Origin of the sequence: Frigoribacterium sp. CFBP 8751 (assembly GCF_014841545.1) — a bacterium.
Classification (GTDB): domain Bacteria; phylum Actinomycetota; class Actinomycetes; order Actinomycetales; family Microbacteriaceae; genus Frigoribacterium.
In genome coordinates this window covers 108916-134833 of sequence record NZ_JACYUB010000002.1, presented here as the reverse complement: position 1 = coordinate 134833, position 25918 = coordinate 108916, and the positions used below count along the sequence as shown (strand labels likewise).

The 25918-nt window shown below is 70.9% G+C and carries 21 protein-coding genes and 1 tRNA gene; 8 read left to right on the top strand and 14 right to left on the bottom strand.

Annotation, left to right across the window (positions count from 1 at the left end; all coding sequences use genetic code 11):
* Positions 1-35: 35 nt before the first annotated feature.
* Together nhaA and IFT88_RS06515 are read right to left on the bottom strand one after the other, a co-directional pair.
* Positions 36-1331, bottom strand: coding sequence for a Na+/H+ antiporter NhaA (gene nhaA, locus IFT88_RS06520; protein ID WP_192119613.1), 1296 nt, complete (start codon positions 1329-1331; stop codon positions 36-38).
* Positions 1332-1463: 132 nt separating this feature from the next.
* Positions 1464-1548: transfer RNA gene (locus tag IFT88_RS06515), tRNA-Ser, on the bottom strand.
* Positions 1549-1668: 120 nt separating this feature from the next.
* Here IFT88_RS06515 and IFT88_RS06510 point away from each other — a divergent pair.
* From IFT88_RS06510 to IFT88_RS06500, 3 genes are all read left to right on the top strand, one after another.
* Entirely contained in the window at positions 1669-2193 is a 525-nt protein-coding gene (locus IFT88_RS06510) for a YbaK/EbsC family protein (protein ID WP_137846683.1), read from the top strand.
* A gap of 50 nt (positions 2194-2243) precedes the next feature.
* Positions 2244-2624 carry an RNA-binding S4 domain-containing protein gene (locus IFT88_RS06505; protein ID WP_043592898.1) on the top strand — a complete coding sequence of 127 codons (381 nt, stop codon included), beginning with the start codon at positions 2244-2246 and terminating at the stop codon, positions 2622-2624.
* Positions 2625-2782: 158 nt separating this feature from the next.
* Positions 2783-3421 carry a hypothetical protein gene (locus IFT88_RS06500; protein WP_056225499.1) on the top strand — a complete coding sequence of 213 codons (639 nt, stop codon included), beginning with the start codon at positions 2783-2785 and terminating at the stop codon, positions 3419-3421.
* A gap of 37 nt (positions 3422-3458) precedes the next feature.
* Here the strand turns inward: IFT88_RS06500 and IFT88_RS06495 are convergent, their stop codons facing one another.
* The 3 genes from IFT88_RS06495 to IFT88_RS06485 form a co-directional block, all read right to left on the bottom strand.
* Positions 3459-5381, bottom strand: coding sequence for a helicase HerA-like domain-containing protein (locus tag IFT88_RS06495; RefSeq protein ID WP_192119611.1), 1923 nt, complete (start codon positions 5379-5381; stop codon positions 3459-3461).
* A 133-nt stretch (positions 5382-5514) separates the two neighbouring features.
* Positions 5515-6225 (bottom strand): phosphatase PAP2 family protein, encoded by a 711-nt coding sequence (locus IFT88_RS06490; protein ID WP_043593041.1) that lies wholly within the window; start codon positions 6223-6225, stop codon positions 5515-5517.
* A gap of 92 nt (positions 6226-6317) precedes the next feature.
* The gene (locus IFT88_RS06485; RefSeq protein ID WP_192119609.1) at positions 6318-7547 is read right to left on the bottom strand and encodes a Bcr/CflA family efflux MFS transporter; all 1230 of its coding nucleotides are present in this window, start codon (positions 7545-7547) and stop codon (positions 6318-6320) included.
* Positions 7548-7907: 360 nt separating this feature from the next.
* Between IFT88_RS06485 and IFT88_RS06480 the strand changes: the two genes are divergently transcribed.
* Positions 7908-8474, top strand: coding sequence for a TetR/AcrR family transcriptional regulator (locus IFT88_RS06480; protein ID WP_043592905.1), 567 nt, complete (start codon positions 7908-7910; stop codon positions 8472-8474).
* 46 nt (positions 8475-8520) lie between these two features.
* Here IFT88_RS06480 and IFT88_RS06475 read toward each other — a convergent pair whose 3' ends face one another.
* From IFT88_RS06475 to IFT88_RS06440, 8 genes are all read right to left on the bottom strand, one after another.
* Entirely contained in the window at positions 8521-9078 is a 558-nt protein-coding gene (locus IFT88_RS06475) for an MOSC domain-containing protein (protein ID WP_342212089.1), read from the bottom strand.
* A 92-nt stretch (positions 9079-9170) separates the two neighbouring features.
* Complete coding sequence (locus IFT88_RS06470; RefSeq protein WP_056046504.1) at positions 9171-10268, bottom strand: substrate-binding domain-containing protein; 1098 nt, start codon at positions 10266-10268, stop codon at positions 9171-9173.
* A 109-nt stretch (positions 10269-10377) separates the two neighbouring features.
* Complete coding sequence (gene mmsB / locus IFT88_RS06465; protein ID WP_192119607.1) at positions 10378-11745, bottom strand: multiple monosaccharide ABC transporter permease; 1368 nt, start codon at positions 11743-11745, stop codon at positions 10378-10380.
* Entirely contained in the window at positions 11742-13292 is a 1551-nt protein-coding gene (gene mmsA, locus IFT88_RS06460; RefSeq protein WP_192119605.1) for a multiple monosaccharide ABC transporter ATP-binding protein, read from the bottom strand. Before mmsA ends, mmsB begins: the two co-directional genes overlap by 4 nt.
* A gap of 333 nt (positions 13293-13625) precedes the next feature.
* A complete protein-coding gene (locus tag IFT88_RS06455) occupies positions 13626-14645 on the bottom strand; it encodes a LacI family DNA-binding transcriptional regulator (RefSeq protein ID WP_231567019.1) in 1020 nt (339 codons plus the stop codon).
* A gap of 166 nt (positions 14646-14811) precedes the next feature.
* Positions 14812-16191 carry an MFS transporter gene (locus tag IFT88_RS06450; protein WP_192119603.1) on the bottom strand — a complete coding sequence of 460 codons (1380 nt, stop codon included), beginning with the start codon at positions 16189-16191 and terminating at the stop codon, positions 14812-14814.
* Positions 16192-16313: 122 nt separating this feature from the next.
* Positions 16314-17468: a cystathionine gamma-synthase gene (locus IFT88_RS06445; protein ID WP_192119601.1), complete on the bottom strand. Its 1155-nt coding sequence runs from the start codon at positions 17466-17468 to the stop codon at positions 16314-16316.
* Between the two features lie 94 nt (positions 17469-17562).
* Positions 17563-18927, bottom strand: coding sequence for a cystathionine beta-synthase (locus tag IFT88_RS06440; RefSeq protein WP_043592916.1), 1365 nt, complete (start codon positions 18925-18927; stop codon positions 17563-17565).
* A gap of 248 nt (positions 18928-19175) precedes the next feature.
* Between IFT88_RS06440 and IFT88_RS17080 the strand changes: the two genes are divergently transcribed.
* Both IFT88_RS17080 and IFT88_RS06430 read left to right on the top strand, forming a co-directional pair.
* Positions 19176-19835, top strand: a complete 660-nt coding sequence (locus IFT88_RS17080; RefSeq protein WP_052505067.1) for a DUF3105 domain-containing protein — start codon at positions 19176-19178, stop codon at positions 19833-19835.
* Positions 19832-20569 (top strand): DUF305 domain-containing protein, encoded by a 738-nt coding sequence (locus IFT88_RS06430; protein WP_342212088.1) that lies wholly within the window; start codon positions 19832-19834, stop codon positions 20567-20569. Before IFT88_RS17080 ends, IFT88_RS06430 begins: the two co-directional genes overlap by 4 nt.
* A gap of 22 nt (positions 20570-20591) precedes the next feature.
* Here IFT88_RS06430 and IFT88_RS06425 read toward each other — a convergent pair whose 3' ends face one another.
* Positions 20592-22466 carry an ABC transporter ATP-binding protein gene (locus IFT88_RS06425; RefSeq protein ID WP_056225475.1) on the bottom strand — a complete coding sequence of 625 codons (1875 nt, stop codon included), beginning with the start codon at positions 22464-22466 and terminating at the stop codon, positions 20592-20594.
* Positions 22467-22756: 290 nt separating this feature from the next.
* Here IFT88_RS06425 and IFT88_RS17620 point away from each other — a divergent pair, with 290 nt between their 5' ends.
* Positions 22757-24352 carry a LuxR C-terminal-related transcriptional regulator gene (locus IFT88_RS17620; protein ID WP_043592920.1) on the top strand — a complete coding sequence of 532 codons (1596 nt, stop codon included), beginning with the start codon at positions 22757-22759 and terminating at the stop codon, positions 24350-24352.
* Positions 24353-24430: 78 nt separating this feature from the next.
* On the top strand, positions 24431-25873 hold the full coding sequence (locus IFT88_RS06415; RefSeq protein ID WP_043592922.1) for an APC family permease: 1443 nt from the start codon (positions 24431-24433) through the stop codon (positions 25871-25873).
* The last annotated feature ends 45 nt before the right edge of the window (positions 25874-25918 follow it).

Genomic DNA, 25918 nt, shown 5'->3' with positions numbered 1-25918 from the left:
AGGGGCCCGCCGTCCCAATCACGACGTCGTCCGGGTCACCGATCCTGGTGACGATAGTGCCGGTTGCGGGGTCGCAGGACGGCCGTCGCGAGGGCGGCGGCGAGCACCGACGCCACGAGGATGGCGACCTTGGCGTCGTCGTCGTGAGCGCTGCCGAGCCCGTAGCTCAGTTCGGCGACGAGCAGGGACACGGTGAAGCCGATGCCCCCGAGGAGGGCGACGCCGGTGAGGTCCACCCATTTGATGCTCCGGTCGAGTTCTGCCCGGGTGATCCTGGTCGTGATCCACGTCGTCGCGAGGATGCCGACGGGTTTCCCGAGGACGAGGGCGGCGATGATGCCGATCGTGACGGGACTGGAGAGCGCCGTCCTCAGGCCGTCGAGGCCACCGAAGGCGACGCCGGCGGAGAAGAACGCGAACACGGGGACGGCGAAACCGGTGGAGATGGGCCGGAAGCGGTGCTCGAAGACCTCGGAGAGCCCGGGGCCGGTGCCCGGCCCGCCACTGGCCTGGCTGCGGATGACGGGGACGGCGAAGCCGAGGAGGACCCCTGCGACGGTCGCGTGGACGCCCGACGCGTGGATGAGTCCCCACACCAGGACGGCGACCGGCAGCAGGATGAACCAGTTCGCAACCGGGTGCAGGCCGAAGAACCGCCGGAACCGCTGCGTCAGGAACACGTAGGCCCCCAGCGGCACGATCGCCAGGGCCAAGGGGAGCACCTCGATGGCACTGGTGTAGACGAACGCGATGATGCCGATGGCGATCAGGTCGTCCACGACCGCGAGGGTGAGGAGGAAGATCCGCAGCGCAGCAGGGAGTCTCGAGCCGACGATGGCGAGGACCGCGACGGCGAAGGCGATGTCGGTCGCGGTGGGGATCGCCCACCCGCGCACCGCCTCCGGGTCACCGAGGTTGACGGCGGTGAAGATCAGGGCAGGAACGAGGACTCCCCCGAACGCGGCGGCCACCGGCACGATCGCTTTGCTGATCTTCCGCAGCTCTCCCGCGACGAATTCGCGCTTGAGCTCCAGGCCGACGAGGAAGAAGAAGATCGCCAGCAGCCCGTCGGCGGCCCACTCCCCCACGCTCAGGTGCAACCCGAGGGCCTCCGGGCCGAACTCGAAGTCACGAATGGCGAAGTACGCTCCCGACGCCGGTGAGTTCGCCCACACGACGGCGACGACCGCCGCGATGACGAGGACGATTCCCCCCACGGTCTCCTTGCGGAGGATCTCCCCGAGGCGGGTGGACTCCAAGGAAGTGTCCTCGGCGAACAGTCCGGGAGCAGCGGCGGAAGGACGGGAAGGGGGCAGGTCGTCGTGTGGCATCGCTCCTTGTCTTATCAGACGGCGGCAGATCGAGACCCCACCGAGCCCGGGCAGCGCCACCTCCGCGACGGGCTCGGGAGCCGAACACGGAACGAGAAATGGCCCCTCCCGAAGGGAAGAGCCATCTCGATGCGGAGGATAGGGGATTCGAACCCCTGAGGGCTTGCACCCAACACGCTTTCCAAGCGTGCGCCATAGGCCACTAGGCGAATCCTCCAGGGCGGGCACACGGCGAACCGGCGCACGACCGAGACCAGCGTACCGGACTCCGCGGGGCCCGGTGGACGTCCCCGTGTCGCTGCTGACCTTGAGGCTCCCTCATGGCTACCGTCGGGGCATGACCGACGCGCACCGCCCCTCCTCGGAGCACCTCGACGCCGCAGCCCTGCCGCCGCGCGCCCGCGCCGTCGTCGCCGCCCTGCGCGCCGCCGGCGCCGAGGGCGAGGTCCGCGAATTCGACGAGTCCACCCACACCGCCGCCCAGGCCGCCGCCGCCCTCGGCTGCGACGTCGGCGCCATCGCCAGCAGCCTGGTGTTCCGCACGGGCGACGAGGCCCTGCTCGTCCTCACGAGCGGGGCCCACCGCGTCGACACCGACCTGGTGGCGTCGACCCTCGGCCACGGTCCGATCATGCGGGCCAACGCCGACCAGGTGAAGCGCGCGACCGGCCAGGTGATCGGCGGCGTCGCCCCGGTGGGCCATCCCAGCCCGGTGCGGACACTCGTCGACACCGCACTGCGGGCCCACGACGTGCTCTGGGCGAGCGCCGGCACCGCCGACACGGTCTTCGCCACCACCTTCGACGAGCTCGTGCGCGTGACCGGCGGCACCCCGGTGCGCGTCGCCGCCGACGACCTCTGAGCCCGGCCCCCACGGTCGTCGACGTCGGCGGCCACCCGTAGCATCGACGCATGCCGCCCCTCACGTCCGCTCGCGTCGACGCCTGGCTCTGGGCCGTCCGGCTCTACAAGACCCGCTCGGCCGCCAACGCCGCCTGCCGCGCCGGTCACGTACGGGTCAACGGCGAGCGTGTGAAGGCCGCCCAGGCCGTCCGTCCCGGTGACGAGGTCCGGGCACGCATCGCGGGCTTCGAGCGCATCGTCGTCGTCAAGACCTGCCTCGTGAAGCGCGTCGGCGCACCGGCCGCGGCCGAGGCGCTGACCGACCTCACTCCCCCGCCACCGCCGCGCGAAGAGGTCGCTGCCGTGCCGGTCCGCGATCGCGGCGCCGGCCGTCCGACCAAGCGCGATCGCCGCGAGATCGAGCGCCTCCGGGACCGCGCCGAGAGCTGACACTCGCTCGACCCACCCGATCGCGGGCTCCCCGCACTGGGGTGGACCGGTCCGGTATCTGTGCGAACGCATCGTCTACGCTGAGGGCACGGCGCTGCCCCGACAGCAGCAGCCTCGGGTCGGGGGACTCGGGGTCACGCCGACCCCAGGGGGACGACATGAACACGACCGACGCGGCGATGCCGACCGAGCGGGGCACCGTGACGGTGCGACCACGGCGCGAACTCGCCCGGGGCGCCACGCTCACCGGCGTCTTCAGCCTGTCTCCCGTTCTGATCGCGGTGCTGTGGCTGACCCTGCCGACCGGCCACCAGTGCGGCGTGCTGGCCGTCACCTGCGGCGTCGTGGTCATGGGACTGCTCATGTACTGGCGCTACCGCCTGTCGTACGCGGCGGTCACCCGCACCGAGTTCGTCAAGCGGGGCTGGCTGCCCGGCTTCGTGCGACTGCGCCGCGACGAGATCGACTCGCTCGTGCTCGTCCGCACCTACCGCGACCACTCGACCGAGACCTCCACGCAGTTGCTCGCCCTCGACGACGAGGGTCGCCGCCTGTTCCGCATGCGGGGCACCTACTGGTCCGAGACGTCGGTGGACGCCGTCGTCGACGCGCTCGGCATCCCCACGACCGTCCTGCCCCGCCCGCTGACCCGGCGCGAGTTCTTCGCGGCCTACCCGGACAGCCCGTACTGGTACGAGAGCCGCCCGTGGATCGGCGCCACGATCGCGGGCATCCTCTTCACCCTGGGCACCGGCACCCTCGTGGTGCTCTTCCGGGTGTTCGGCAGCGGCGCCTGACCTCGTCCACCGGACGCGGGCCCGACCGGCTCGGGATTCAGCGCCGGCGCAGCGTGCCGAAGATGCCCTTCACGACCTCGCGCACGACCGCCTTGCCGGCGCTCGACCCGAGGACCTCGCCGAGCAACCCCCCGGTCGACCCGGCCCGCGACGAGCGGGACCCCGAGGAGGCGCGGGTCGTCGCCCCCCGCCCGGCACGGGCCTTCGCGGCCGCCCGCTCGGCCCACTCGAACTCCTTCTGCTGACGTTCGTACTCGGCCTGCGCGGCCTTCCGCTCGCGTTCGGCGGCGGTGACGGCCTTCGCGTCCGCCCTCTCGCGGGCCGCGGCCTCCTTCAGCTGGGCGTCGATCGTGGCCTGCCGCGCCGCGGCGTCGGTTCGCTCCCGCTCGTCGAGCGCGGCGGCCTCGAGCTTGCGGGCCAGCATCTCGCGGGCCGAGTCACGGTCGATCGACGCCCCGTAGGCGGCGGTGAGCGGCGACGCGGCGACGGCGGCCGTCATGACGTCGGCGGGCGTCGGCGCCATCGAGCCGCGCGGGGCGCGGAGGCGCGTCCACGCGACCGGGCTGGGAGCCCCCTTCTCGTTCATGACCGTCACCACCGCCTCCCCGGTGGCGAGGCCGGTGAGCACCGCGGCGAGGTCGTAGTCGCTCGTCGGGTACGTCGACACCGTCGCCCGCAGCGCCTTCGCGTCGTCGGGCGTGAAGGCGCGGAGCTGGTGCTGGACGCGCGAGCCGAGCTGGGCGAGCACCTCGCCCGGGACGTCCTTGGGGGTCTGGGTGACGAAGACGATGCCCACGCCCTTGGACCGGATGAGCCGGACGGTCTGCGTGATCTGCGCCAGGAACTCCTTCGAGGCGTCGGCGAACAGCAGATGGGCCTCGTCGAAGAAGAAGACGAGCTTCGGTCTGTCGAGGTCGCCCACCTCGGGCAGGTCGTTGTAGAGGTCGGCGAGCAGCCACATCAGGAACGTCGAGAACAGGGCGGGCTGGTCGTGCACCCCGGGCACCTCGAGGAGGCTCACGACGCCCCGACCGTCCTCGGCCGTGCGGAGGAACTCGGCCGTGTCGATCTCGGGCTCGCCGAAGAACGCGTCGGCCCCGCGGTCGGCGAAGGTGATCAGCTCGCGCAGGATGACCCCGACGGTCTGCTTGCTCAACCCGCCGAGTCCCTCGAGTTCACCCTTGCCCTCGTCGCTGGTCAACCAGGTCAGCACGGCCCGCAGGTCGGAGAGGTCGAGCAGCGGCAGCCCGGCCTGCTCGGCGTAGTGGAACACCAGGCCGAGGCTGCTCTCCTGCGTGTCGTTCAGGCCGAGCACCTTGCTGAGCAGCAGCGACCCGAAACCGCTCACCGTGGCGCGGACCGGCACGCCGGTGCCCTCGCCGCCCAGGGCGAAGTACTCGGTCGGTGCGGCCTGCGGCGACCAGTCCTGGCCGATGCCCCGCGTGCGGGCCAGCAGCTTCTCGTTCGCCTCGCCCGGCGTCGCGATGCCCGAGAGGTCGCCCTTGACGTCGGCCGCGAACACCGGCACCCCGGCCGCCGAGAGCTGCTCGGCGAGCACCTGAAGGGTCTTGGTCTTGCCCGTGCCTGTCGCCCCGGCCACGAGGCCGTGCCGGTTCAGCATCGCGAGCGGGATGCGCACGGGCACGTCCACCCGCGCCTCGCCGTTCACGAGAGCGCCGAGCTCGAGGGCGGGACCGTCGAAGCCGTAGCCGGCGCGGATCACGTCGACCGCCGCCTCGTCGAGCGGCCCGCCGAGCGGGGTGGGGAGGCCCTCGACCGGGGCACCCGCGACCGGCTCGGGTTCGGTGAGCCCGGCGTCGGCCGCGGCGTCGGCGACGTCCGCCTCGGCGGCGAGCCGCTCTGCCCGCGCGAGTGCCGCCTCCGCGTCCTGCTTCGCCTTCTCGGCGGCGGCGACCGCTGCGGCGGCCTCCGCCCTGGCCTGCTCGAGCGCGTCCGTCATGCGGCCAGCCTAGGCACCCTGCGCGCTGCGGTCCGGGCGAGTTCGGCGACACCGGGCGACGCCGAACGCCCGCATCGCACGGACTCGACCGGGATCGACGGCGCGAGCGGGATCGACCGGGCGAGCGACGCCGTCAGGCCGGACGACCCTGCCAGATCCAGCCGCGACCGCGCACGCGCTCCTGCTCGTCGAGCAAGCGATGCGCGACCGGGGCCCAGAGCACCACCGCGACCCCGGCGCCGATCAGCAGCCCGCCGATCGTGTCGGTCAGCCAATGCGCGCCGAGGTACGTGCGGCTGAGCAGCATCAGCACCGTGTAGACCACACCGGCGACCCACACCCAGACGCGTCGCAGGATCACCCCGAGCACGACGGCCAGCGTCGCTGCGTTGGACGTGTGCCCCGAGGGGAACGAGCCGTAGTCGCTCACCACGAGGATGTCCTCGGGGCGGGCACGGCCAAACGTGTGCTTGACGACCTGGACGACCCCGGCACTGACCGCGCAGGCGGCGATCCAGTAGAGCGCGGCCCACGGGCGACGGCGCAACAGGAACACCGCGGTGACGCCCAGCGGGACGACGAAGACGCCGACCACCCCGGCACCGATCGAGTTGAAGATCAACGAGGGCACGTCCCAGAACGGGCTGCGGTGCTCGACCAGTTCGCCCATGAACCGCTCGTCGACGCCGATCACCCCCGACCGGGCCGTGATCACGACGCCGAGCAGCAGCACGACGCCGATGGCGCCGAGCGCGCTGAACACCCACCAGCGGCGCTGCACACGCCGGGCCACCCGCTCTTCGGACGGGGAGGCTGGCTTCGGGGCGAGCGGGTCGGTGCGCATCCCCAGACGGTACCGGGAGGCGCGGGTCGGCGACCGGGAGGCACCGGTCGTCGACGCACGACGGTCGTGGACGGACGACCAGGAGGCGCGGATCAGCGACCCAGCGCCGGCACCGTCCGCGGGCGCACCAGCAGCCACAGGCTCGCGATGGCCACGCACGAGGTGGCGACCATGACGCTGCCCATCGGCACGGCGGACCCGATGCCGAGGAACCCGACCACCGGCGAGATGAGTCCCGCCAGCCCGAAGTTCAGCGCACCGAGCAACGACGCCGCCGTCCCTGCCTCCTTGCCGTGGTTGGCGAGCCCGAGCACCTGGACCTGCGGGAACGAGAAGCCGCAGGCCGCGATGAAGAACCACAGCGGCACGAGGATGCCCACGAGCCCGGCCCCGAGCGAGTCGAGCACGACGATCGACGCGGCGGCGAGCAACAGGACGACCGTCGAGCAGGCGAGTATCCACTGCGGCCCGACCCGCCGGGCCAGCCGCGAGCTGATCTGGACGCCGGCGACGATCCCGAGCGAGTTGATCGCGAACAGGTAGCCGTACTGCTGGGCGTTCAGGCCGTACACCTCTTGGAAGAGGAACGACGAGGCCGAGAGGTACGAGAACAGGCCCGAGAAGACCATCGCCCCGATCAGGGCGACGCCGACGAAGACCCGGTCGCTGAAGAGCACCTTGTAGCGCTGTCCGAGGGTCGAGTGCCCGGCCTCGTGCCGCCGCGCGGGCGGCAGGGTCTCGACGATCAGGAAGATCGCGGCGATGATCACGAACGCGCCGTAGGCCACGAGGAACACGAAGATGCCGCGCCAGCTGGTGAAGGCCAGCAGCTGCGAGCCGATGACGGGCGCGACGATGGGGGCGAGCCCGTTCACCAGGGCGAGACGCGACAGCATGCGCACGAGCGGCAGCCCACCGAACAGGTCGCGCACCGTCGCCATGGCGACGACGCCCCCGGCGGCGGCACCCATGCCCTGCAGCACCCGGAAGACGGCGAGCAGCTCGATGGTCGGGGCGCTGGCGGCACCGATGCTGGCGAGGATGTGCACGGCGGTCGCGACGATCAGCGGCGTGCGACGGCCGACCTTGTCGCTCCACGGCCCGACCAGCAGCTGCCCCACCCCGAAGCCGATCGTCGTCGCCGTCAGCGTCAGCTGGATGACGCCGCTGTCGACGGAGAAGTCCCGGCTGAGTTCGGGGAACGCCGGCAGGTAGAGGTCGATCGTGAACGGCCCGAGCGCGGTGAGGGCGCCGAGCACGACGACGTAGACGAGCCGCTGGCGGCGGGTCAGGGAGTCACCCGGGTGGACGACGGTGGTCACGAGGCAGGTCCTGTCTGGGGGGTCGCGGAGGGGTGGTCACGGAGGGAGGGCACGGGGCGGTCACGGATCGGGGCACGCGAGGAGGCGCGGGCGGGACGACCGGGTCGGCTCACGGCTCGAATCGATGCGACCCAGCCATGGCGCACGACCACCACGGGATCGGAGGGGGTGGGAGGAGGGAGGAGAACGGCGTCGCTGCACGACACCCGTCGGTTCTCAGCCTAACCCTGCCGTGGACCCCCGCGACAGCCCTTCCGCCTCGGCGGCTCGCGCCGTGCCGTGTCGGCGCGTCGGCCCGGTCTAGGCTCGACCTGGCCTCGGACGCGATCGTCCCGTCCGGGTCCCCGAGGAGGAACGTCCATGGTCGACGCGCGCATAGTCCAGACCACGAAGGCACTGCACGCCGCCGTCGTCGAGCTCGCCTCGACCCGGCCCGTGTCGAGCATCTCGGTCGCCGACGTCACCCGGGCCGCGGGGATCAACCGCGCCACGTTCTACAGCCACGCGACCTCGCCCGGCAGCCTGCTCACCGCGGTGCTCACCCCCGAACTCGACGCGATCCGTGACGAGGACCACGCGCTGCGGCTCGACGGCCGGGCCGACGGCCCCGACGCGACGCGGCGCGCGATGGAGAAGGTCGTCGACCACGTCGTGCGGTACCGCGAGATCTACCGCCTCGCCCTGCCCGACCCGCTCGACGCCTCGATCCACCAGGCGCTGGCCCGCCACTTCGAGGAGTCGAGCGTTCAGCACCTCGCCGGACTGCCCGCCGGCAGCCTCCCCGAGGGGCTCGCGGTGCACATCGCCGCCGGCCACCTGGCACACGGGCTCGTGGGCGCCGTCGAGGCCTGGCTCGGCGGCAAGCGGACGAGCCGACGCGCCCTGCTCGACACCATGAACCTCATGCTGCCCACCTGGTGGGGTTGACCCGGAGCGCTCCCCGTTCCGACGGGTCGGCGGGACGCCCGACCGCCTAGGAGGCGCGCAGCAGTCCCGGCCCCACGCTCAGCACCCCGTCGGTGAGCGGTTCGCAGCGGACTCCCCCGCGTCCTCGCAGGGCGCGGAACGCCCCTGCACCGAAGACCACGTCCATCCACGCGCACGGGTTCGCCGCCCGTGTCGCGCGGAACGACACCGGGCCGTCGCCCGTGTCGAGGTCGAACTCGTACCCCACGAGGGCATCGACGTCGACACCCCTCACGACCACGTTGCGCCGCGCCAGGGCGGCGTCGAGCCGGGCCCCCGGGGGCAGGCCGAGCTCACGGGCGACGTGCTCCAGCTGCTCGGCCGCGAAGAGGGTGACCGAGGCTCCGCGGTGCGCCGGAGCGTTGAAGTAGCGGTCGCCCACGATGCCGAGGTGGGCCCGCACGGTGACGTCGTCGTGCGACTCGTGCCCCGTGGTCGGCGCCGGGGCCGGGCCGTCGGCGGGGCGGCCGACGTAGCGGGACCGGGCCGACGCGAGCAGCAGCTCGACCGTGACCGGCGTGGTCGACGCGGCCCGCGCCTCCTGCGCTCGTCGGTCGGTGTCCACGGACGCACGATACCGCCCACCGACGACGACGGCCGGACACCCCGTGCGGGGTGCCCGGCCGGTGCCGGTGCTGCCCGAGGGCAGCGGGAGTGCTACTTGGTGAGCGGCTCGAGCGTCGTGTCGTTGGCGTACGCCTCGGCGGCGTTGTCCTTGGTCACGATCTGCGGGGGCAGCAGGTAGGCCGGGACGACCTTGCTGCCGTTGTCGTACGACTCGTCGTCGTTCGTCTCGGCCTTGTCGCCCTTGCTGAGCGAGCTGACCATCGCGACGGCCTGCTTCACGAGGTTGCGGGTGTCCTTGTTGATGGTCGAGTACTGCTCGCCGGCCATGATCGACTTGACCGACTCGACCTCGGAGTCCTGACCGGTGACGGTCGGGATGTCCTTGCCGGCCTGCTTCACCGAGGTGATGATGGCGCGGGCCAGGGTGTCGTTCGGGCTCAGGACGCCGTCGAGCTCCTTGTCACCGTAGGTGCTGGTGAGCAGCGAGTCCATGCGACGCTGAGCGTTCTCGGGCTTCCAGCCGTCGGTCGCCGTCTGCTTGATGTCGGTCTGGCCCGAGGCGACGACGAGGGTGCCGTCGTCGATCTTCGGCTGCAGGACGCTCATCGCGCCGTCGAAGAAGACCTTCGAGTTGGCGTCGTCCGACGAGCCGGAGAACAGCTCGACGTTGTAGGGGCCGTCGGCCTTCTTCGCGGCCATGCCGTCGAGCAGGGCCTGGCCCTGGAGCTCGCCGACCTTGAAGTTGTCGTACGCGACGTAGTAGTCGACGTCCTCGGTGTTGAGGATCAGGCGGTCGTAGGCGATGACCACGGCGCCGGCGTCGTGGGCGGCCTTGACCTGGGTGCCGAGCTGGCCACCGTCGGCGGCACCGATGATGATGACCTTGGCGCCCTTGGTGACCATGGACTGGATCTCGTCCTGCTGGTTCGCGACGGTGCCGCTGGCGGCCGCGTACTGCACGTCGGGCTTGAACCCGGCGTCGGTGAGGTCCTTGGTGAACAGGTCACCGGCGAGGACCCAGTTCTCGCTCGTCTTGGCGGGCAGGGCCACGCCGATGGTCGAGCCGGACTCGAAGCCCGAGGCCGCGTCGCCCGAACCCGCGTCGGTGCGGGCCGAGTTCGAGCAGCCGCTCAGGATCAGCGTCGTTGCTGCGGCGACCGCGAAGGTCGTCAGCGCGAGTTTGCGCATGCTGTGTCTACTTTCTCGTTGTGAGGGTGGTGCCGTGTGGTCGCCCGCGGTGCGGACTCCCGGTGGAGGCGCGCCCGGCCGTCGATGGACGGGCGCGCGGGTGGTGGGTCTAGTTGGGCGTCGTGGCCTTGGGACGCTGCACGTCCGAGATGTCGCCGTTCGGGGTGAGGGCGGGCTCGGTCGTCTCGGCGTCGCGACCGACGCCGTTCTGGGCGCCCGGGGGCAGGTCGGAGGCCGCGATGCCGTTCTTGTCGCGACGCAGGCCCCGGGTGAGGAACCCGGTGATGGACGGACGACCCTGGCTCTTGTTGTAGACGTCGACCGCGACCGCGATCAGGAGCACGAGGCCCTTGATCATCTGCACCTTGTCGGAACCGACCCCGAGCAGCTGCAGGCCGTTGTTCAGCACGGCGATGACGAAACCACCGACGATCGAACCGGTCACCGTTCCGATGCCACCGGCGACGGCGGCACCACCGATGAAGACCGAGGCGATGGCGTCGAGCTCCCAGTTGAGACCGTCCTGCGGGCCGGAGGCACCGGCGCGGGCGACGTAGATCATGCCGGCCAGCGACGCGAGCACGGACATGTTCATCATGACGAAGAAGTTGATGCGCTTCGCCTTGACGCCGGAGAGCTCGGCGGCGTGCGAGTTGCCGCCGACCGCGTAGATGTGGCGACCGAAGATCGTGTTCTGCGTGACGAAGCCGTAGACCAGGACGAGCACGCCGAGGATGATCCCCGAGATCGGGAACGACGTGCCGACGCGGCCCCCGGCGAACAGCGTGGCCGCGTAGGCGACGATCGCGACCAGCACGACGAGCTTGACCGCGCTGACCCAGAGAGGCGCCCGCTCGGAGCCCATCTTCTGCTGGATGCGGCGCAGGCGGAACTCGTTGTAGACCACGGCGACGATGATGACGAGGCCCAGCAGCAGGGTGGCGTTGTTGTAGCCGGTGTTCGGACCGAACTCGGGCAGGTAACCGGCCCCGATGACGGTGAAGCCCTCGGGCACGGGGATGGTGTCGGCGTTGCCCACGAACTGGTTGGCACCGCGGAAGAGCAGCATGCCGGCCAGCGTCACGATGAAGGCGGGGACGCCGACGTAGGCGACCCAGAAGCCCTGCCAGGCGCCGATGACGACACCGACGACGAGGCCGAGCAGGATCGCGGCGCCCCAGGGCAGGCCCCAGCTGTCCATCGCCTTGGCGACGACGATGCCGCTGAAGGCGGCGACCGAACCGACCGAAAGGTCGATGTGGCCCGCCACGATGACCATCACCATGCCGATGGCGAGGATCAGGATGTACGAGTACTGACTGACCAGGGCGATGAGGTTCGTGGGCTGCAGGGTCAGCCCGCCGGTCACCACCTGGAAGAACAGGATGGCGACGATGAGCGTCGCGATCATGCCGAACTGGCGCGCGTTCGACGAGTTGCCGCCGAACACCTTCTTCAGGTCTTTGATGCCACTCATGCGGCTTGCTCCTTCTTCTTCGAGGTCATGGTTCGCATGAGCGTCTCGGCGTCGGCCTCGGAGGCCTCGATCTCGTTCGTGACGGAACCCTCGAAGATCGTGTAGATGCGATCGGAGAGCCCCAGCAGCTCGGGCAGTTCGGACGAGATGACGATCACGCCTTTGCCCTGGGCCGCGAGCTGGTTGATGATGTTGTAGATCTCGAACTTGGCGCCCACGTCGATGCCTCGCGTGGGCTCGTCGAGGATGAGCAGGTCGGGGTCGGTGAACATCCACTTCGCCAGGACGACCTTCTGCTGGTTGCCGCCGGACAACTTGGCGACCCCCTCGTCGACCGTGGGGGTCTTGACGCGCAGGCTCTTGCGGTAGTCCTCGGCGATCGAGTGCTCTTCGTAGGTGTTGACGACCGACGCCTTCGAGATCTTGGTCAGCTTGGCGGCGACCGTCGAGCGCTTGATGTCGTCGAGCAGGTTGAGCCCGAGCACCTTGCGGTCTTCGGACACGTAGGCCAGACCGTTGTCGATCGCGTCCGAGACGTTCTTGATCTCGATCTTCTCGCCGTCCTTGACGATCTCGCCCGAGACGAACTGACCGTACGAGCGACCGAAGATGCTCATCGCGAGCTCGGTGCGACCGGCGCCCATGAGGCCGGCCAGGCCGACGATCTCGCCCTTGCGGACGGTGATGTTCGAGCCCTTGCAGACGAAGCGTTCAGCCGTCTGCGGGTGGCGCACCCACCAGTCCTTGACCTCGAAGAAGACCTCGCCGATCTTCGGCGTGCGGTCGGGGAACCGGCTGGCCAGGTTGCGGCCGACCATGCCGCGGATGATGCGGTCCTCGTTGACGCCGTCTTCTTTCACGTCGAGCGTCTCGATGGTCTTTCCGTCACGGATGATCGTGATGGAGTCGGCGATGGCCTCGATCTCGTTGAGCTTGTGGCTGATCATGATCGACGAGATGCCGCGACCCTTGAGGCCACGGATCAGGTCGAGCAGGTGCTGCGAGTCGGCCTCGTTCAGGGCCGCGGTCGGCTCGTCGAGGATCAGCAGCTTGACGTTCTTGTTGAGCGCCTTGGCGATCTCGACGAGCTGCTGCTTGCCCACGCCGAGGTTCTTGATGGCGGTGTCGGGGTCGTCCTTGAGGCCCACGCGGGCGAGCAGGTCGATCGCCTTCGTCTTGGCCGCGCGCCAGTCGATGGCCCCGAAGCGGGTCGGCTCGTTGCCGAGGAAGATGTTCTCGGTGATGGAGAGCTCGGGGATCAGCGCGAGCTCTTGGTGGATGATCACGATGCCCTGCGACTCGCTCGAGCGGATGTCGCGGAAGCGCATCTCGGCCCCCTGGTAGACGATGTCGCCCGTGTAGGTGCCGAACGGGTAGACGCCCGAGAGGACCTTCATGAGCGTCGACTTGCCGGCGCCGTTCTCGCCGCAGATCGCGTGCACCTCACCGGCGCGGACCTGCATCGACACGTCGTCGAGCGCCTTGACGCCCGGGAATTCCTTCGTGATGGAGCGCATCTCGAGGATGACGGGAGAATCAACGCCCATGCGGGGCACCCCCGGGGATGTGGCTGCTCGCGAGCTGCTCGCTCTGCGTCACGGCACTGGGCACGTCGTCCTCGACCTTCGACCTCGTCGTCGTCCGCCGGTGGTGTGCACCGACGGGCATCCTGTGATTCGTCGCCGCCGTGCCGGGCCGTTCGTCGAGGCCGGCGTAGGGGCCGGACCCGCCGAATGTGACCGTTCACACTGCGACTGGAGCAAAGCTAATCCCGAGAGGGGATGCTGTCAAATGCCGATGCCGATCCGTTATGGAACGCAGGCCGACCGACGCGCGCCGCGCCTCCTGAGGGCTCGTCCCGCCGTGTGGCGCCGGGCCGGTCAGAGGAACCAGGGGCGCGAGGTCGAGCCGCGCACCACCAGTTCCGGAGGGATCAACGTGCGGTCGACGACCGTGCCGCCCTCGAGCTCGGCCACGACGAGTTCGACGGCGCGCCGGCCGATCAGGGCGAAGTCCTGACGCACGGTGGTGAGCGGCGGCCACAGGTGCGGCGCGGTCGGCGAGTCGTCGAAACCGACGACGCTGACCTCGCGGGGCACGTCGACGTCGGCCTCGCGGAAGGCGTGCAACAAGCCCACGGCCATCAGGTCGTTGGCCGAGAAGACGGCGGTGAAGTCGCGGCGACGCAGCAGCTCTTGCCCGGCCGTGTAGCCGAAATCGGCGGTCAGGTCGCCGAGGATGGGCGGCTCGATGGACAACTCGGCCTCGCCCATCTCGAAGAGGAAGCCCTGCATCCGCTCGTCGGCCTCGATCCAGTCCTGAGGGCCGGCGACGTGCACGATGTGCCGATGGCCGAGGTCGATCAGGTGCCGGGTGGCGAGGCGCGCCCCTTCGAACTGGTCGACCGAGAGGCTGTGCGCCCGGGCCCGCTGCGTCGAGTCGAGAGCGACGATGGGCACGTCGAGGTCGAGCTCGTCGATCACGTCGAAGAACTTGCGTTGCGGAGCGATGACGATGATCGCCTCGACCGCCTGGGCGGTCAGCAGCTGCAGACTCGCCCGGACGTCGTCCGACACCGTGGTCGTGCTCGCGATGCTCAGCCGATAGCCGGCGGTGCGGGCCGCGACCTCGATGGCGTTGACGATCGTCTGCGGCCCGAAGTGGACGTTCTGCAGGGTGAGCACGCCGATCGCCTTCGACCGGCTGGTGACCAGGGCCCGCGCGGCCTGGTTCGGCCGGTAGCCGATCTCGTCGATGACGTCGAGCACCTTCTGCCGGGTGCTCGGCCGGATGCTGGGGCTGTCGTTAAGCACGCGCGAGACGGTCTGGTACGAGACCCCCGCGAGGGCGGCGACGTCGCGGATGTTGGGAGCACGCACCTTGTCGATGTCAGGCTTCACCGTCGCTCCGTCGCTCTGTGACCGGATGATGTGACCGTACACATCGTCGTCCGGAGACCATTATGCATTCCCCGGAGGCCGCCCAAGACCCGTCCGGGGGTCACCACCGCGTCATGCCCTCCACTCGCCGGTCGAGCGCCGGCGCCGTCGGCCGGAGGAGGCGCGGTCACCGACCGCGGGGCACCGCCCGGCCGCTGAGGGCGAGCGCCAGCACCGCCACGCCCGTGCCGACCGTGAAGCAGGCGACGAAGGCGATCGGGCTGGACGCCCCGCCGAGCAGCCCGAAGGCGGCCCCGGTCAGCGCCAGCGCGACGGCCGAGCCGGTGGAGTCGGCGATGGTCAGCGCCGAGCTGTTGAACCCGCGCGCGGACTCGGTCGAGAGGGCGAGGACGAGCACCGAGAAGCGCGGGTACATGAACCCCATGCCGAACCCCGCGACGGCCCAGGTCGCGATGAGGAAGGCCGGTGGCAGGTGGAACAGGGGGGTCAGCGCCGCGACGACGACGCCGATCAGCACCAGGACGATGCCGATGCGGATGCCGTCGCGCTGGGCCACCCGGTCGCCGAGCCGCCCCTGCACCCAGCTGGCGAACGCCCAGCCGAGCGCCCCGAGGGTCAGGGTGACCCCCGAGGCCGAGGCGCTGAAGTCGTATTCGGCCGAGAGCATGTACGGGATGTACACCTCGCTGCCGAGGAACGCCGCCCCGACCAGGCCGCGCAGCAGCACCAGGGTGGGCAGCCCCGGGGTCGCGCGCAACGTGCCGGGCGGCAGCAGGGGCCTCAGGGCCACGGCGAGCACGACGACCGCCAGGACGATGACGACGACGGTGAGCCAGGTCGGGAACTCGGACACGAGGTTCAGGGCCAGCACGCCGAGGGCCGCGCCGATCGACCAGAGGATGCGGCCGATGCTCCACGGGACGCGCTGCCCGCCCTCGGCCACCACGGGCGGAGGGACGCGACGCAGGCTCGGCAGGACGGCGAAGAACGCCGGCACGGCGAGGCCCAGCGCCCCGAGGAAGACCCAGTGCCAGCCCACCGTCTCGGCCACGACGCCGGCGACGAGCGGCCCGACCAGCCCCGGCACGACCCAGGCCGCGGCGAAGCCCGCGAAGATCGAGGGGTGCAGACCCGGCGGGTAGAGCCGGGCGACCATGACGTAGAGCCCGACGATGACCGCGCCCGAGCCGACGCCCTGGACCAGGCGGCCGAACAGCAGCACGACCATGTCGGGCGCGGTGCCGACGACGAGCAGCCCGACGGCGAACAGCAGCATCGACGCGATGACGACGACGCGGGGCCCGCTGCGGTCGGCCCAGTTGCCCGCCACCACCATGCCGACCAGGCCCGAGGCGAGGGGCGCGGCGAAGCTGAGCGAGTAGAGCGCCTCGCCGTCGAGCTCGCGGCTGATGATCGGCATGATCGTCGTGACCGCGAGCGACTCGAAGGCCGCGATGCCGATCAACGCGCACATGCCCAGCGTGGCGAGCCGGTACCGACCGCTGAGCACGCCCTCGGGGCGGGTGCTCACGGCGGCGTCGGACATGCGACGAGCCTAGGCCGAGCCGCCGACACGACGCGACGGCGAGGGACGGGACGCGACGACCCGAGGAGGCGCGGTGAAGGACTCCCCCGCACCGCGCCTCCTCGGGTCGTGTCGCGAGCCGCCTAGGCGTCGAGGCGCGAGAGCGCCTGCGTGACGTCGCCGAGCAGGTCGTCGACGTCCTCGATGCCGACCGACAGCCGCACGATCGAGTCGGGCACCTCGAGCTCGGTGCCGCGCACCGAGGCGTGGGTCATCTCGCTCGGGTAGCCGATCAGCGACTCGACGCCGCCGAGCGACTCGGCCAGCTGGAACAGCTCGGTCGACTCGGCGAACCGCCGGGCCGCCGCGGCACCCGCGGTCAACTGGACCGAGAGCATGCCGCCGAACGCCCGCATCTGCCGGGCGGCGAGCTCGTGCCCCGGGTGCGACTCGAGCCCCGGGTAGTAGACGCGCTCGACGGCCGGGTGGCCCTCGAGTGCGTGGGCGATCGCCAGCGCGTTGGACGAGTGGCGGTCGACGCGCACGCCGAGCGTCTTGATGCCGCGCACCGTCAGCCAGGCCTCCATCGGCGCCGACACGGCTCCGACGCCGAACTGGATGAAACCGACCGTCGCGGCGAGCTCGTCGTCGCGCACGACCACGGCCCCGCCGACGACGTCCGAGTGGCCGCCGATGTACTTCGTCGTCGAGTGCACGACCGCGTCGGCCCCGAGCGCCAGGGGCTGCTGCAGGTACGGCGACGCGAAGGTGTTGTCGACGACGACGACGGCTCCGGCCGCGTGACCGATCTCGGCGAGCGCCGCGATGTCGCTGATCTTCATCAGCGGGTTGCTGGGCGTCTCGACCCAGAGGACGGCCGTCGGGGCGGCCTGGACGGCGGCGCGCACGGCGTCGAGGTCGCTCATCTCGACCGTGTCGAGCGTGACTCCCCAGGGCACCCAGACCCGGTTGACGAGGCGGTGCGTGCCGCCGTAGACGTCGTTGCCCATGACGATGCGCGTGCCGGGCGCCAGGACCGAGCGCAGCAGCGCGTCCTCGGCCGACAGCCCCGACGCGAAGCTGAACGCCGCGGCGCCGCCCTCGAGGTCGGCGAGCAGGGTCTGCAGCGAGTCGCGCGTCGGGTTCGCCGACCGGGCGTACTCGTAGCCGCCGCGGAACCCGCCGATGCCGTCCTGCACGAAGGTGGACGACTGGTAGATCGGGGGGACGACGGCACCGGTGGTGGGGTCGAACTCCTGGCCGGCGTGGATCGCCCGGGTCGAGAAACCGTGGGTCATGGGGTGTCCTTTCGAGGGGGACGGGTGGTGCGCAGACGGAGGGGGACGAGGAGGCTCGGGTCGGGTCACCGGATCACGGTGCCGATCCGGCCGCTCAGGAGGAGAGGAAGGAGAGGACGTCCTGGCGGGTGACGACGCCGACGGGGCGGCCGTCGTCGGTGACGAGCAGGGCGTCGACCGACTCGAGCGCGGACCGGGCCGCCGAGACGGGCTCGTTCACGCCGATCAACGGCAGCGGGTCGCCGAGGTACGCCGAGACGGCGTCGCCCATGGTCGCGCCGCCGCGGAAGATCGCCTCGAGCAGCGCCTTCTCTTCGATGGCGCCGACGACCTCGCCGATCACGACCGGGGGCTCGGCCGAGAGCACCGGCATCTGCGAGACGCCGTAGGTCTTCATGATGCCGATCACGTCGTGGACGGTGTCGGACGGGTGGGCGTGGACGAGGTCGGGCAGCTGGCCCGTCTTCGACGCGATCAGGTCGCGGACCGACCGCTCGTCGTGACTGACGCCGAAGCCGTACGAGCGCATCCACGCGTCGTTGAAGATCTTGCCGAGGTAGCCGCGCCCGCTGTCGGGCAGCAGGGCGACGACGACGTCGTCCGGGCCGAGCTCGCGGGCCACGTCGAGGGCGGCCGCGACGGCCAGGCCGGACGAGCCGCCGACCAGCAGGCCCTCTTCGCGGGCGAGGCGTCGGGTCAGCTCGAACGAGCGGGCGTCGTCCGCGGCGATGATGCGGTCGACGACCGAGGGGTCGTAGGCGGCCGGCCAGAAGTCCTCGCCGACACCCTCGAGCAGATAGGGGCGACCGGTGCCGCCGCTGTAGACGCTGCCCTCGGGGTCGGCGCCGACGACCTGCACCGCGCCTCCGGAGACCTCTTTGAGGTAGCGGCCCGTGCCGCTGATGGTGCCGCCGGTGCCGACGCCCGCGACGAAGTGCGTGATGCGGCCGTCGGTGTCGCGCCAGATCTCGGGGCCGGTCGTCTCGTAATGGCTGAGCGGGCCGTTGGGGTTGGCGTACTGGTTCGGCTTGAACGCCCCGGGGATCTCGCGCGCCAGGCGGTCGGAGACGCTGTAGTACGACTCGGGGCTGGTCGGTTCGACGGCGGTCGGCGTGACGACGATCTCGGCACCGTAGGCCTTGAGCACGTTGCGCTTGTCCTCGCCGACCTTGTCGGGCAGGACGAAGACGCAGCGGTAGCCGCGCTGTTGGGCGACCAGGGCCAGGCCCACGCCGGTGTTGCCGCTGGTCGGCTCGACGATCGTGCCGCCGGGCTTCAGGAGGCCCTCGCGTTCGGCCGCGTCGATGATGCGCGTCGCGATGCGGTCCTTCGACGAGCCGCCCGGGTTGACGTACTCGACCTTGACGAGCACCGTCGCCGTGATGCCCTCGGTCACCTTGTTCAGCTTGACGAGCGGCGTGTCACCGATCAGGTCGAGGACGGTCTCGGCGTACTTCACGGGTGCTCCGGTTTCTGCGCGGCCTCGTGGGGCGCGGATCGGGTGACGGGAGGGGCGGTGTCGGGTGACGACGCCGTCGGCCGAGTCTAACGACGCGCCCTGGTGTGTTACGGGGCGGGACGAGCCATCCCGCGTGCAGATCGTGCAGGATATTACGGACCTCCCAGTAATCCGTGAGACAACTGGTGACGCATCCCCGATCTCGACCGATCCCCGCGATCGATCCCCCGGACGACAGGACTCCCCACGTGGCCGACGACAAGCCCACCGTCAAGCAGCAGCGCGACGCCCGACGCCAGGAGAAGGTCGCCGAGCTCAAAAGGCAGCAGGCCCGGGCGAAGCGCAACCGCACCATCGGCATCGTCACCGCCTCCGTCGCGGGCGCGGCGGCGATCGCGCTGGTCGTCACCTTCGTCGTGACGAGCGGCCAGCCGCGGCAAGACCCTCAGGCCATCGAGATCGACGGCGTGAAGACCTACTCCGACCTCACCGCCAACCACGTCGGCGGCAGCGTCGACTACGCGATGACCCCTCCCGCGGGCGGCGACCACAACCAGATCTGGCTGAACTGCGGTGTCTACACCGAGCCCGTGCCGAACGAGAACGCCGTCCACGACCTCGAGCACGGCGCCGTCTGGTTCACCTACGACCCCGAGCAGGTCAGCGAGAGCGAGATCGAGGCGCTGCGCGACTTCGCCCCCGACACCTACGCGGTCGTCTCGCCCTACGAGGGTCTCGACTCCCCCATGTACGTCTCGGCCTGGGGCGCCCAGCTGCCCTTCGCGAACGTCACGGACGACGAGGCCACCGTGTCGGACTTCGTCACCAAGTACTGGAAGTCCACGAACGCCCCCGAGCCCGGCGCGCCCTGCACCGGCGGCGTGGACGGCACCGGCAAGATCGCGTGACCGCACCGGGGCGTGACGACGCCGACGTGACCGACGGGGCGGGGCCGCACCGCGCCTCCTCGGGTCGTCGGCTGCGGCTGGTGATCGCGGGGGTCCTGACCGTGGCGATCGTGCTGCTGGTCGGCATCGCACTCGGCCGGCTCAGCTCGCCGAACCCGGTCACGCCCGGGACGGACAGCGTCGAGGCAGGGTTCTCGCGGGACATGCAGGTGCACCACGAGCAGGCCGTGCAGATGGCGATGATGGTCCGCGATCGGACCGACGACCCCGAGGTGCGCTCGATGGCCTACGACATGGCCCTCACGCAGTCGCAGCAGGCCGGCCAGATGTACGCCTGGCTCGAGCTGTGGCGCGTGCCGCAGGCACCGTCCGAGCCGACCATGACCTGGATGACCCGCCCGACGCTCGACGGCGACTACGGCAGCCACCACATGACCGGCGACGGAGGCGCGAGCGGCTCGGCCACGCCCGTCGCCACCCACGAACCCGGCGGCCGCATGCCCGGGCTGGCCACCGACGAGCAGCTCGCGGCCCTCGACTCCGCCCGCGGCGTGGAGGCCGAGCGGCTCTTCCTGACGCTGATGATCGCCCACCACGAGGGCGGCATCGAGATGGCCGACGCGATCCTGGCACGCAGCGAGGTGACGCAGGTGCGCGCCTTCGCCTCGGGCATGGTGCAGACGCAGCAGAGCGAGATCGACGCCATGCAGGCGATGCTCGCCGAGCGCAGCTGAGGGACGCCCGGCCCGCTACGGCCTACGCCGAGACCTGCTGCCCGTAGAGCTCGGCGTAGACCCCGCCCAGCGCGAGCAGCTCGTCGTGCGTGCCGCGCTCGACGACGTGGCCGGCCACGACCACGAAGACGACGTCGGCGTCGCGGACCGTCGAGAGGCGGTGCGCGATCGCGATCGTCGTCCGACCGCGGGTCGCCGTGTCGAGAGCCTCTTGGACGACGCGCTCGGACACCGTGTCGAGGGCGCTCGTCGCCTCGTCGAGGACCATCACCGCCGGGTCTTTCAGCAGGACGCGGGCGATGGCGATGCGTTGTTTCTCGCCACCCGAGAGGCGATAGCCCCGCTCGCCGACGATCGTGTCGTAGCCGTCGGGGAACGACGCGATGGTCTCGTGGATGTTGGCCTGCCGGGCCGCGTCGACCAGTTGCTCGTCGGTCGCGTCGGGTCGCGCGTAGCGGAGGTTGTCGCCGATGCTGGCGTGGAACAGATAGGTCTCTTGGCTGACGATGCCGATGTTGCCGACCAGTGATTCTTGGTCGAGCCGCCGGACGTCGGTGCCTGCGAAGCGGACCGCACCGCCGGACGCCTCGTAGAACCGCGGGATCAGGTACGACACGGTCGTCTTGCCGGCACCGCTCGGGCCGACGAACGCGGCGAACTGCCCGGGGGCGATGTCGAACGAGACGCCGTCGAGGGTCTTCTGCCCGGGCTCGGCGTCGGGATACGAGAACGAGACGTCGTCGAACTCGACCCGACCGAGCTGCGCCTCGTCGACGGCCTCGGCCGACGGGTCGTTCGTGATGGCCGGGTGGAGGTCGAGGTACTCGAAGATGCGAGCGAAGAGCGCCCCGGAGGTCTGCAGGTCGAGGGCCACCCGCAGCAAGCCCATGAGCGGGAAGGTCAACCGGGCCTGCACCGTCGTGAAGGCCACGATCGTGCCCGCGGTCACCGGCACGTCCCGGAGGATCAACCAGGCCGCGACCAGGTAGATGAGGGCGGGGATGACCGAGAGGAAGATCTGGACGACGGCGAAGAACCATTGCCCGCTCATCTGCTGACGCACCTGCAGCCCGATCTGGGTGCGGTTCTCGGCGGCGTAGCGCTCGACCTCTGAGTGCTGCTGGTTGAAGCTCTTGGCGAGCAGGATGCCGCTGACGCTCAACGCCTCTTGCGTGATGGCGGTCATGTCGCTGAGGGACTCCTGCGTCTTGGTGGCGATGCGGGCACGCACCTGCCCCACCCGGCGCTGGGCCACCACGAGCAGCGGCAGCAGGATCACCGTGACGACGGTCATCTGCCAGCTGAGGACGAGCATGGACACGAAGGCCGCGATGACCGTGACCGTGTTGCCGAGGACGCTCGAGATGGTGTTGCTGAGCACGTTCGCGACGCCACCGACGTCGTTCTGCAACCGGGACTGGATGACGCCGGTCTTGGTGCGGGTGAAGAACGCGAGCTCCATGCGCTGCAGGTGCCCGAAGAGGCGGATGCGCAACGCCCCCATGACCTTGTTGCCGACCGTGGCCGTCAGGTAGGTCTGCCAGACGCCGATGCCGGCCGACAGCACCCAGAGCCCCACCATGGCACCCACCAGCTCGAGCAGCACGGGCACGTCGGGGCCGCCCGGCGGGAACAGCCCCCGGTCGAACGCCTGCTTGGTGAGCAACGGCGGAGCCACGCTGACGGCGGCGCCGATCAGGACCAGCACCACGGTGACGACGAGTGCCCGCTTGTGCGGGACGAACAGACCGCGGATGCGACCGAGCAGGTCGGGGATGCGCGGCGCCGTGGCGTTCGCCGCACGCTGGGCGTCGGCGTCGCCGCTCGACACCCGACCGGAACCACCCGGACGGCCCCCGCCACGGGGACCGCCTGCAGGGGCGTGCATCGAGCTCATCCGGTCAGCGTAGGCCTGACCACCGTCACGGGTGGCCCGCCGCCGGGGTGCGGGGTTCGGGGTGCGAGGCGACGCCCGCAAGAAATCGCCACGGGACCGTCGAGACACGCCGCGACACGCCGTAGAACGACCGTTCGTCCCCCAGTTGTGGGCGCAATGCCCGACAGACCATACGACGGAATGAACACTCAGTTTAGTATGGCGGTGTCGGTGCACCTGACCAGGCTCCGGCAGCCGCGCTCCCCCTACCCGACGGGCGAGCCTCCCGAAGCGGCGGAGCTAGGACCATCGTGAACACGTCGAACCCCACGGCCGTCGAACCACCGAGTGCCGAACTGCAGCCCGCCGACCACCGGGCTGCTCTCGATGCCATCGAACAGGGCTGGACCCAGATCGCCCCCCTTCAGGGAGCGCGTCTGCGCGAAGCCATCCGCTCGACCCCCGAGGAGGAATGGCGTGGACGACCCCGCATCCTGCTCGCCCTGGCCGCGAGCCACCGCTCGGTCGGCTCCCGCTCGCGCAGTGCCGCCCTGCCCTGGTTCCGAGGCGTGGCCAAGGCGCTCGACGCCGACCCCGACCTGCCGCTCGACATCCGGGCGGGCTACCACGTCCACCTCGGTGCGTCCCTGCGCACCCTCGGCAACTTCGTGGTGGCCCACGAGCACCTCGAGGTCGCCCGCACCCTCATCGAGAACGACCTGGCCGAGTCGATCAGCGTGCGCATCTCGCTCAGCGCCTCCTTCTCACTGCAGCTCGGCCTCATCCGCCTGCACTACGGCGAGATCGACCAGGCCCGCTTCGCCCTGAGCCTCGCGAACGGTCTCGGCGAGGACCACCTCAGCACCGCCGAGCGCGTGGAGTGCCTCTCGGCCCTCGCCTTCGTCGCGATGTTGATCGGCGACTTCGACCTCGCCGACCGCCACGTCGACCTCGCCCGCGAGCTCGCCGACGGCACCGACCTGTTGGGCAGCTCGTTCGGCGCACTGACCCAGATCACGCGCGTCCACCTCGCCCTCGAACGCGGTGAGGCCGTCGGGGGCCACGAGAGCCTGCTCGCCGACGTCCGCCAGGCGTCACGCGGCAGCGACTGGGAGGCGCTCGGCCTGTTCGCCGAGGCGCACGTGCTGCTGGCCGAGAGCCGGCACATCGAGGTGCTCGACCTGCTGGCCAGGATCGCCCGCACCATCGACGGCTTCACCGGGCACAGCGCCCTGACCGAGTCGGCGACCGTGATGCGGGCCGAGACCATGCGCCTGCTCGGCCAGCCCCACGAGGCCCGTCGTCTGGCCTCGTCGGTGACCTCGTCGCACCACCACATCCGCTGTCCCGCCCGCGTGCTCGCCCTCGTGCACCTCGCCGCCGGCGAGCCCGAGGACGCCCTCGAGGCGCTCGAGCAGTGCCTCGCCATCGGGGACCTGCACAGCGAGCGCACGATGGGCCAGGTGCACGCGATCCAGGCCGCTGCGCACCTCGCACTCGGCGACGGCCCGCACAGCGACATCGCTTTCGACCGGGCCCTGTTGAGCGCCGGCCACAACGGGTCGATCTGGCTCTTCGCCACGCTGCCCGAGGACGTCCTCGAGCACCTCGTGCAGCGCGCGGTCGGGCGCCGTCAGCCGCCCACCATCGTCGGGGTGCTCGACCGCCTGCGGGGCACCTCGGCGGACGTCGTGCCGCAGCTCGCCGAGCCACTGAGCGACCGTGAGCTCGTCATCGTCCAGCACCTGGCCACCGGCCAGACCCTGGGCCAGATCGGCAGCCAGCTGTTCATCTCGGTGAACACGGTGAAGAGCCACGTCCGCAGCATCTACCGCAAGCTCCAGGCCTCGTCCCGGCGCGAGGCGATGACCCGTGTCAAGCAGCTCGGCCTCGACCTCGACGAGTAGTCCCCGGGAGGCACGGCGTCCCGAGGAGGCACGGCGTCCCGAGGAGGCACGGCGCCCGCCGTACGGTAGCCTCTCGCGGTGCCCCACGAGTCCCGCGTCACGTCCCGCCCCTCCCTCGTCGCCCAGCTGAGGGCGCGCAAACCCCTCGAGGCGTACGTCGCCGAGAGCGAGGCCACCGCCGACGGCGGACCCCGCCTGCGCCGCACCCTGGGCGTCTGGCACCTCACGGCGATCAGCATCGGTGCGACCCTCGGCACGGGCATCCTGGTCGTGCTCGGCACGGCCGTCCCGCTGGCCGGTCCCGCGGTCTGGATCTCGTTCGTCCTCGCGGGCGTCGCGGCCCTGCTGTCGGCCCTGTCCTACGCCGAGATGGCGGGCAGCGTGCCCGTGTCGGGCTCGAGCTACTCGTACGCGTACGCGACGCTCGGCGAGGGCATCGCCTGGGTCTGCGGGTGGTGTCTCGTCCTCGAGTACGCCGTCTCGGTCGCGGCCGTCGCCGTCGGCGCGGGCCAGTACGTCAACGAGGCCCTCGACGTGTTCGGGCTGGCCCTGCCGGCCGCGATCGCCGAGCCCCCGGGTGCCGGTGGCGTGCTGAACCTGCCCGCGGCGGTGCTCGTCCTGCTCGCCACCCTCGTGCTGGTGCCGGGCGCCCGCGAGAGCGCCTGGGTCAACACGCTGCTCGTCGTCGTCAAGGTGGCGCTCCTCGTGTTCTTCGTCGCCGTCGCCTTCACGGCCTTCAGCGCCGGCAACTTCGAGCCGTTGGCACCGATGGGAGCGGCCGGCGTCTCGGCCGCCGCCTCCCGGCTGTTCTTCTCGTACATCGGCTTCGACGCGGCGTCCACGGCGGGCGAGGAGGCCCGCGACGCGAAGCGAGACCTGCCCCGCGCCATCATCGCCTCGATCCTGATCATCACGGTGCTGTACATCCTCGTGGCCGTCGCCGCGATCGGCGCGCGTCCCTGGACGACCTTCACCGACGGCGAGGCGACCCTCGTCACCATCGTCGCCGACATCACGGGCCAGCCGTGGGTCGCCTTCCTCTTCGCCGTCACCGCCGTGGCGGCGATCGCGAGCGTCGTGCTGACGGTGCTCTACGGCCAGACGCGCATCTTCGTCTCGATGGCCCGCGACGGGCTCGTCCCCCGCGTCCTCGGTCGTGTCTCGGCGCGGACGCAGACCCCCGTCGCCGGCACCCTGATCGTCGGCGGAGCGGTGGCCGTGGCCGCCGCGGTGATCCCCCTGGGCGCCCTCGCCGACGCGACGAGCATCGGCACGCTCTTCGCCTTCGCCCTGGTCAACGTGTCGGTCATCTGGCTTCGCCGCAACCGGCCCGAACTCGACCGGACCTACAAGGTGCCGCTGTACCCGGTGACCCCGATCCTCGGCTGCGCCTTCTGCGTGCTGCTGATGGTGACGCTCGGCTGGGTCACCTGGGCGGCCTTCGCCGTCTGGATGGCCGTGGGCACCGCGGTGTACCTCGGGTACGGTCGGCGACACTCGGTCCTGGCCCGCGCCTCCTGACCCGGCCCTCCGTGTGGTCGGCGCGCACCACCGGCGACGACGAAA

Coding starts and splice junctions, on each gene's coding strand:
- nhaA (WP_192119613.1), bottom strand. CDS start 1,331: ATGCCACACGACGACCTGCCCCCTTCCCGTCCTTCCGCCGCTGCTCCC.
- IFT88_RS06510 (WP_137846683.1), top strand. CDS start 1,669: ATGACCGACGCGCACCGCCCCTCCTCGGAGCACCTCGACGCCGCAGCC.
- IFT88_RS06505 (WP_043592898.1), top strand. CDS start 2,244: ATGCCGCCCCTCACGTCCGCTCGCGTCGACGCCTGGCTCTGGGCCGTC.
- IFT88_RS06500 (WP_056225499.1), top strand. CDS start 2,783: ATGAACACGACCGACGCGGCGATGCCGACCGAGCGGGGCACCGTGACG.
- IFT88_RS06495 (WP_192119611.1), bottom strand. CDS start 5,381: ATGACGGACGCGCTCGAGCAGGCCAGGGCGGAGGCCGCCGCAGCGGTC.
- IFT88_RS06490 (WP_043593041.1), bottom strand. CDS start 6,225: ATGCGCACCGACCCGCTCGCCCCGAAGCCAGCCTCCCCGTCCGAAGAG.
- IFT88_RS06480 (WP_043592905.1), top strand. CDS start 7,908: ATGGTCGACGCGCGCATAGTCCAGACCACGAAGGCACTGCACGCCGCC.
- IFT88_RS06470 (WP_056046504.1), bottom strand. CDS start 10,268: ATGCGCAAACTCGCGCTGACGACCTTCGCGGTCGCCGCAGCAACGACG.
- mmsB (WP_192119607.1), bottom strand. CDS start 11,745: ATGAGTGGCATCAAAGACCTGAAGAAGGTGTTCGGCGGCAACTCGTCG.
- mmsA (WP_192119605.1), bottom strand. CDS start 13,292: ATGGGCGTTGATTCTCCCGTCATCCTCGAGATGCGCTCCATCACGAAG.
- IFT88_RS06450 (WP_192119603.1), bottom strand. CDS start 16,191: ATGTCCGACGCCGCCGTGAGCACCCGCCCCGAGGGCGTGCTCAGCGGT.
- IFT88_RS06445 (WP_192119601.1), bottom strand. CDS start 17,468: ATGACCCACGGTTTCTCGACCCGGGCGATCCACGCCGGCCAGGAGTTC.
- IFT88_RS06425 (WP_056225475.1), bottom strand. CDS start 22,466: ATGAGCTCGATGCACGCCCCTGCAGGCGGTCCCCGTGGCGGGGGCCGT.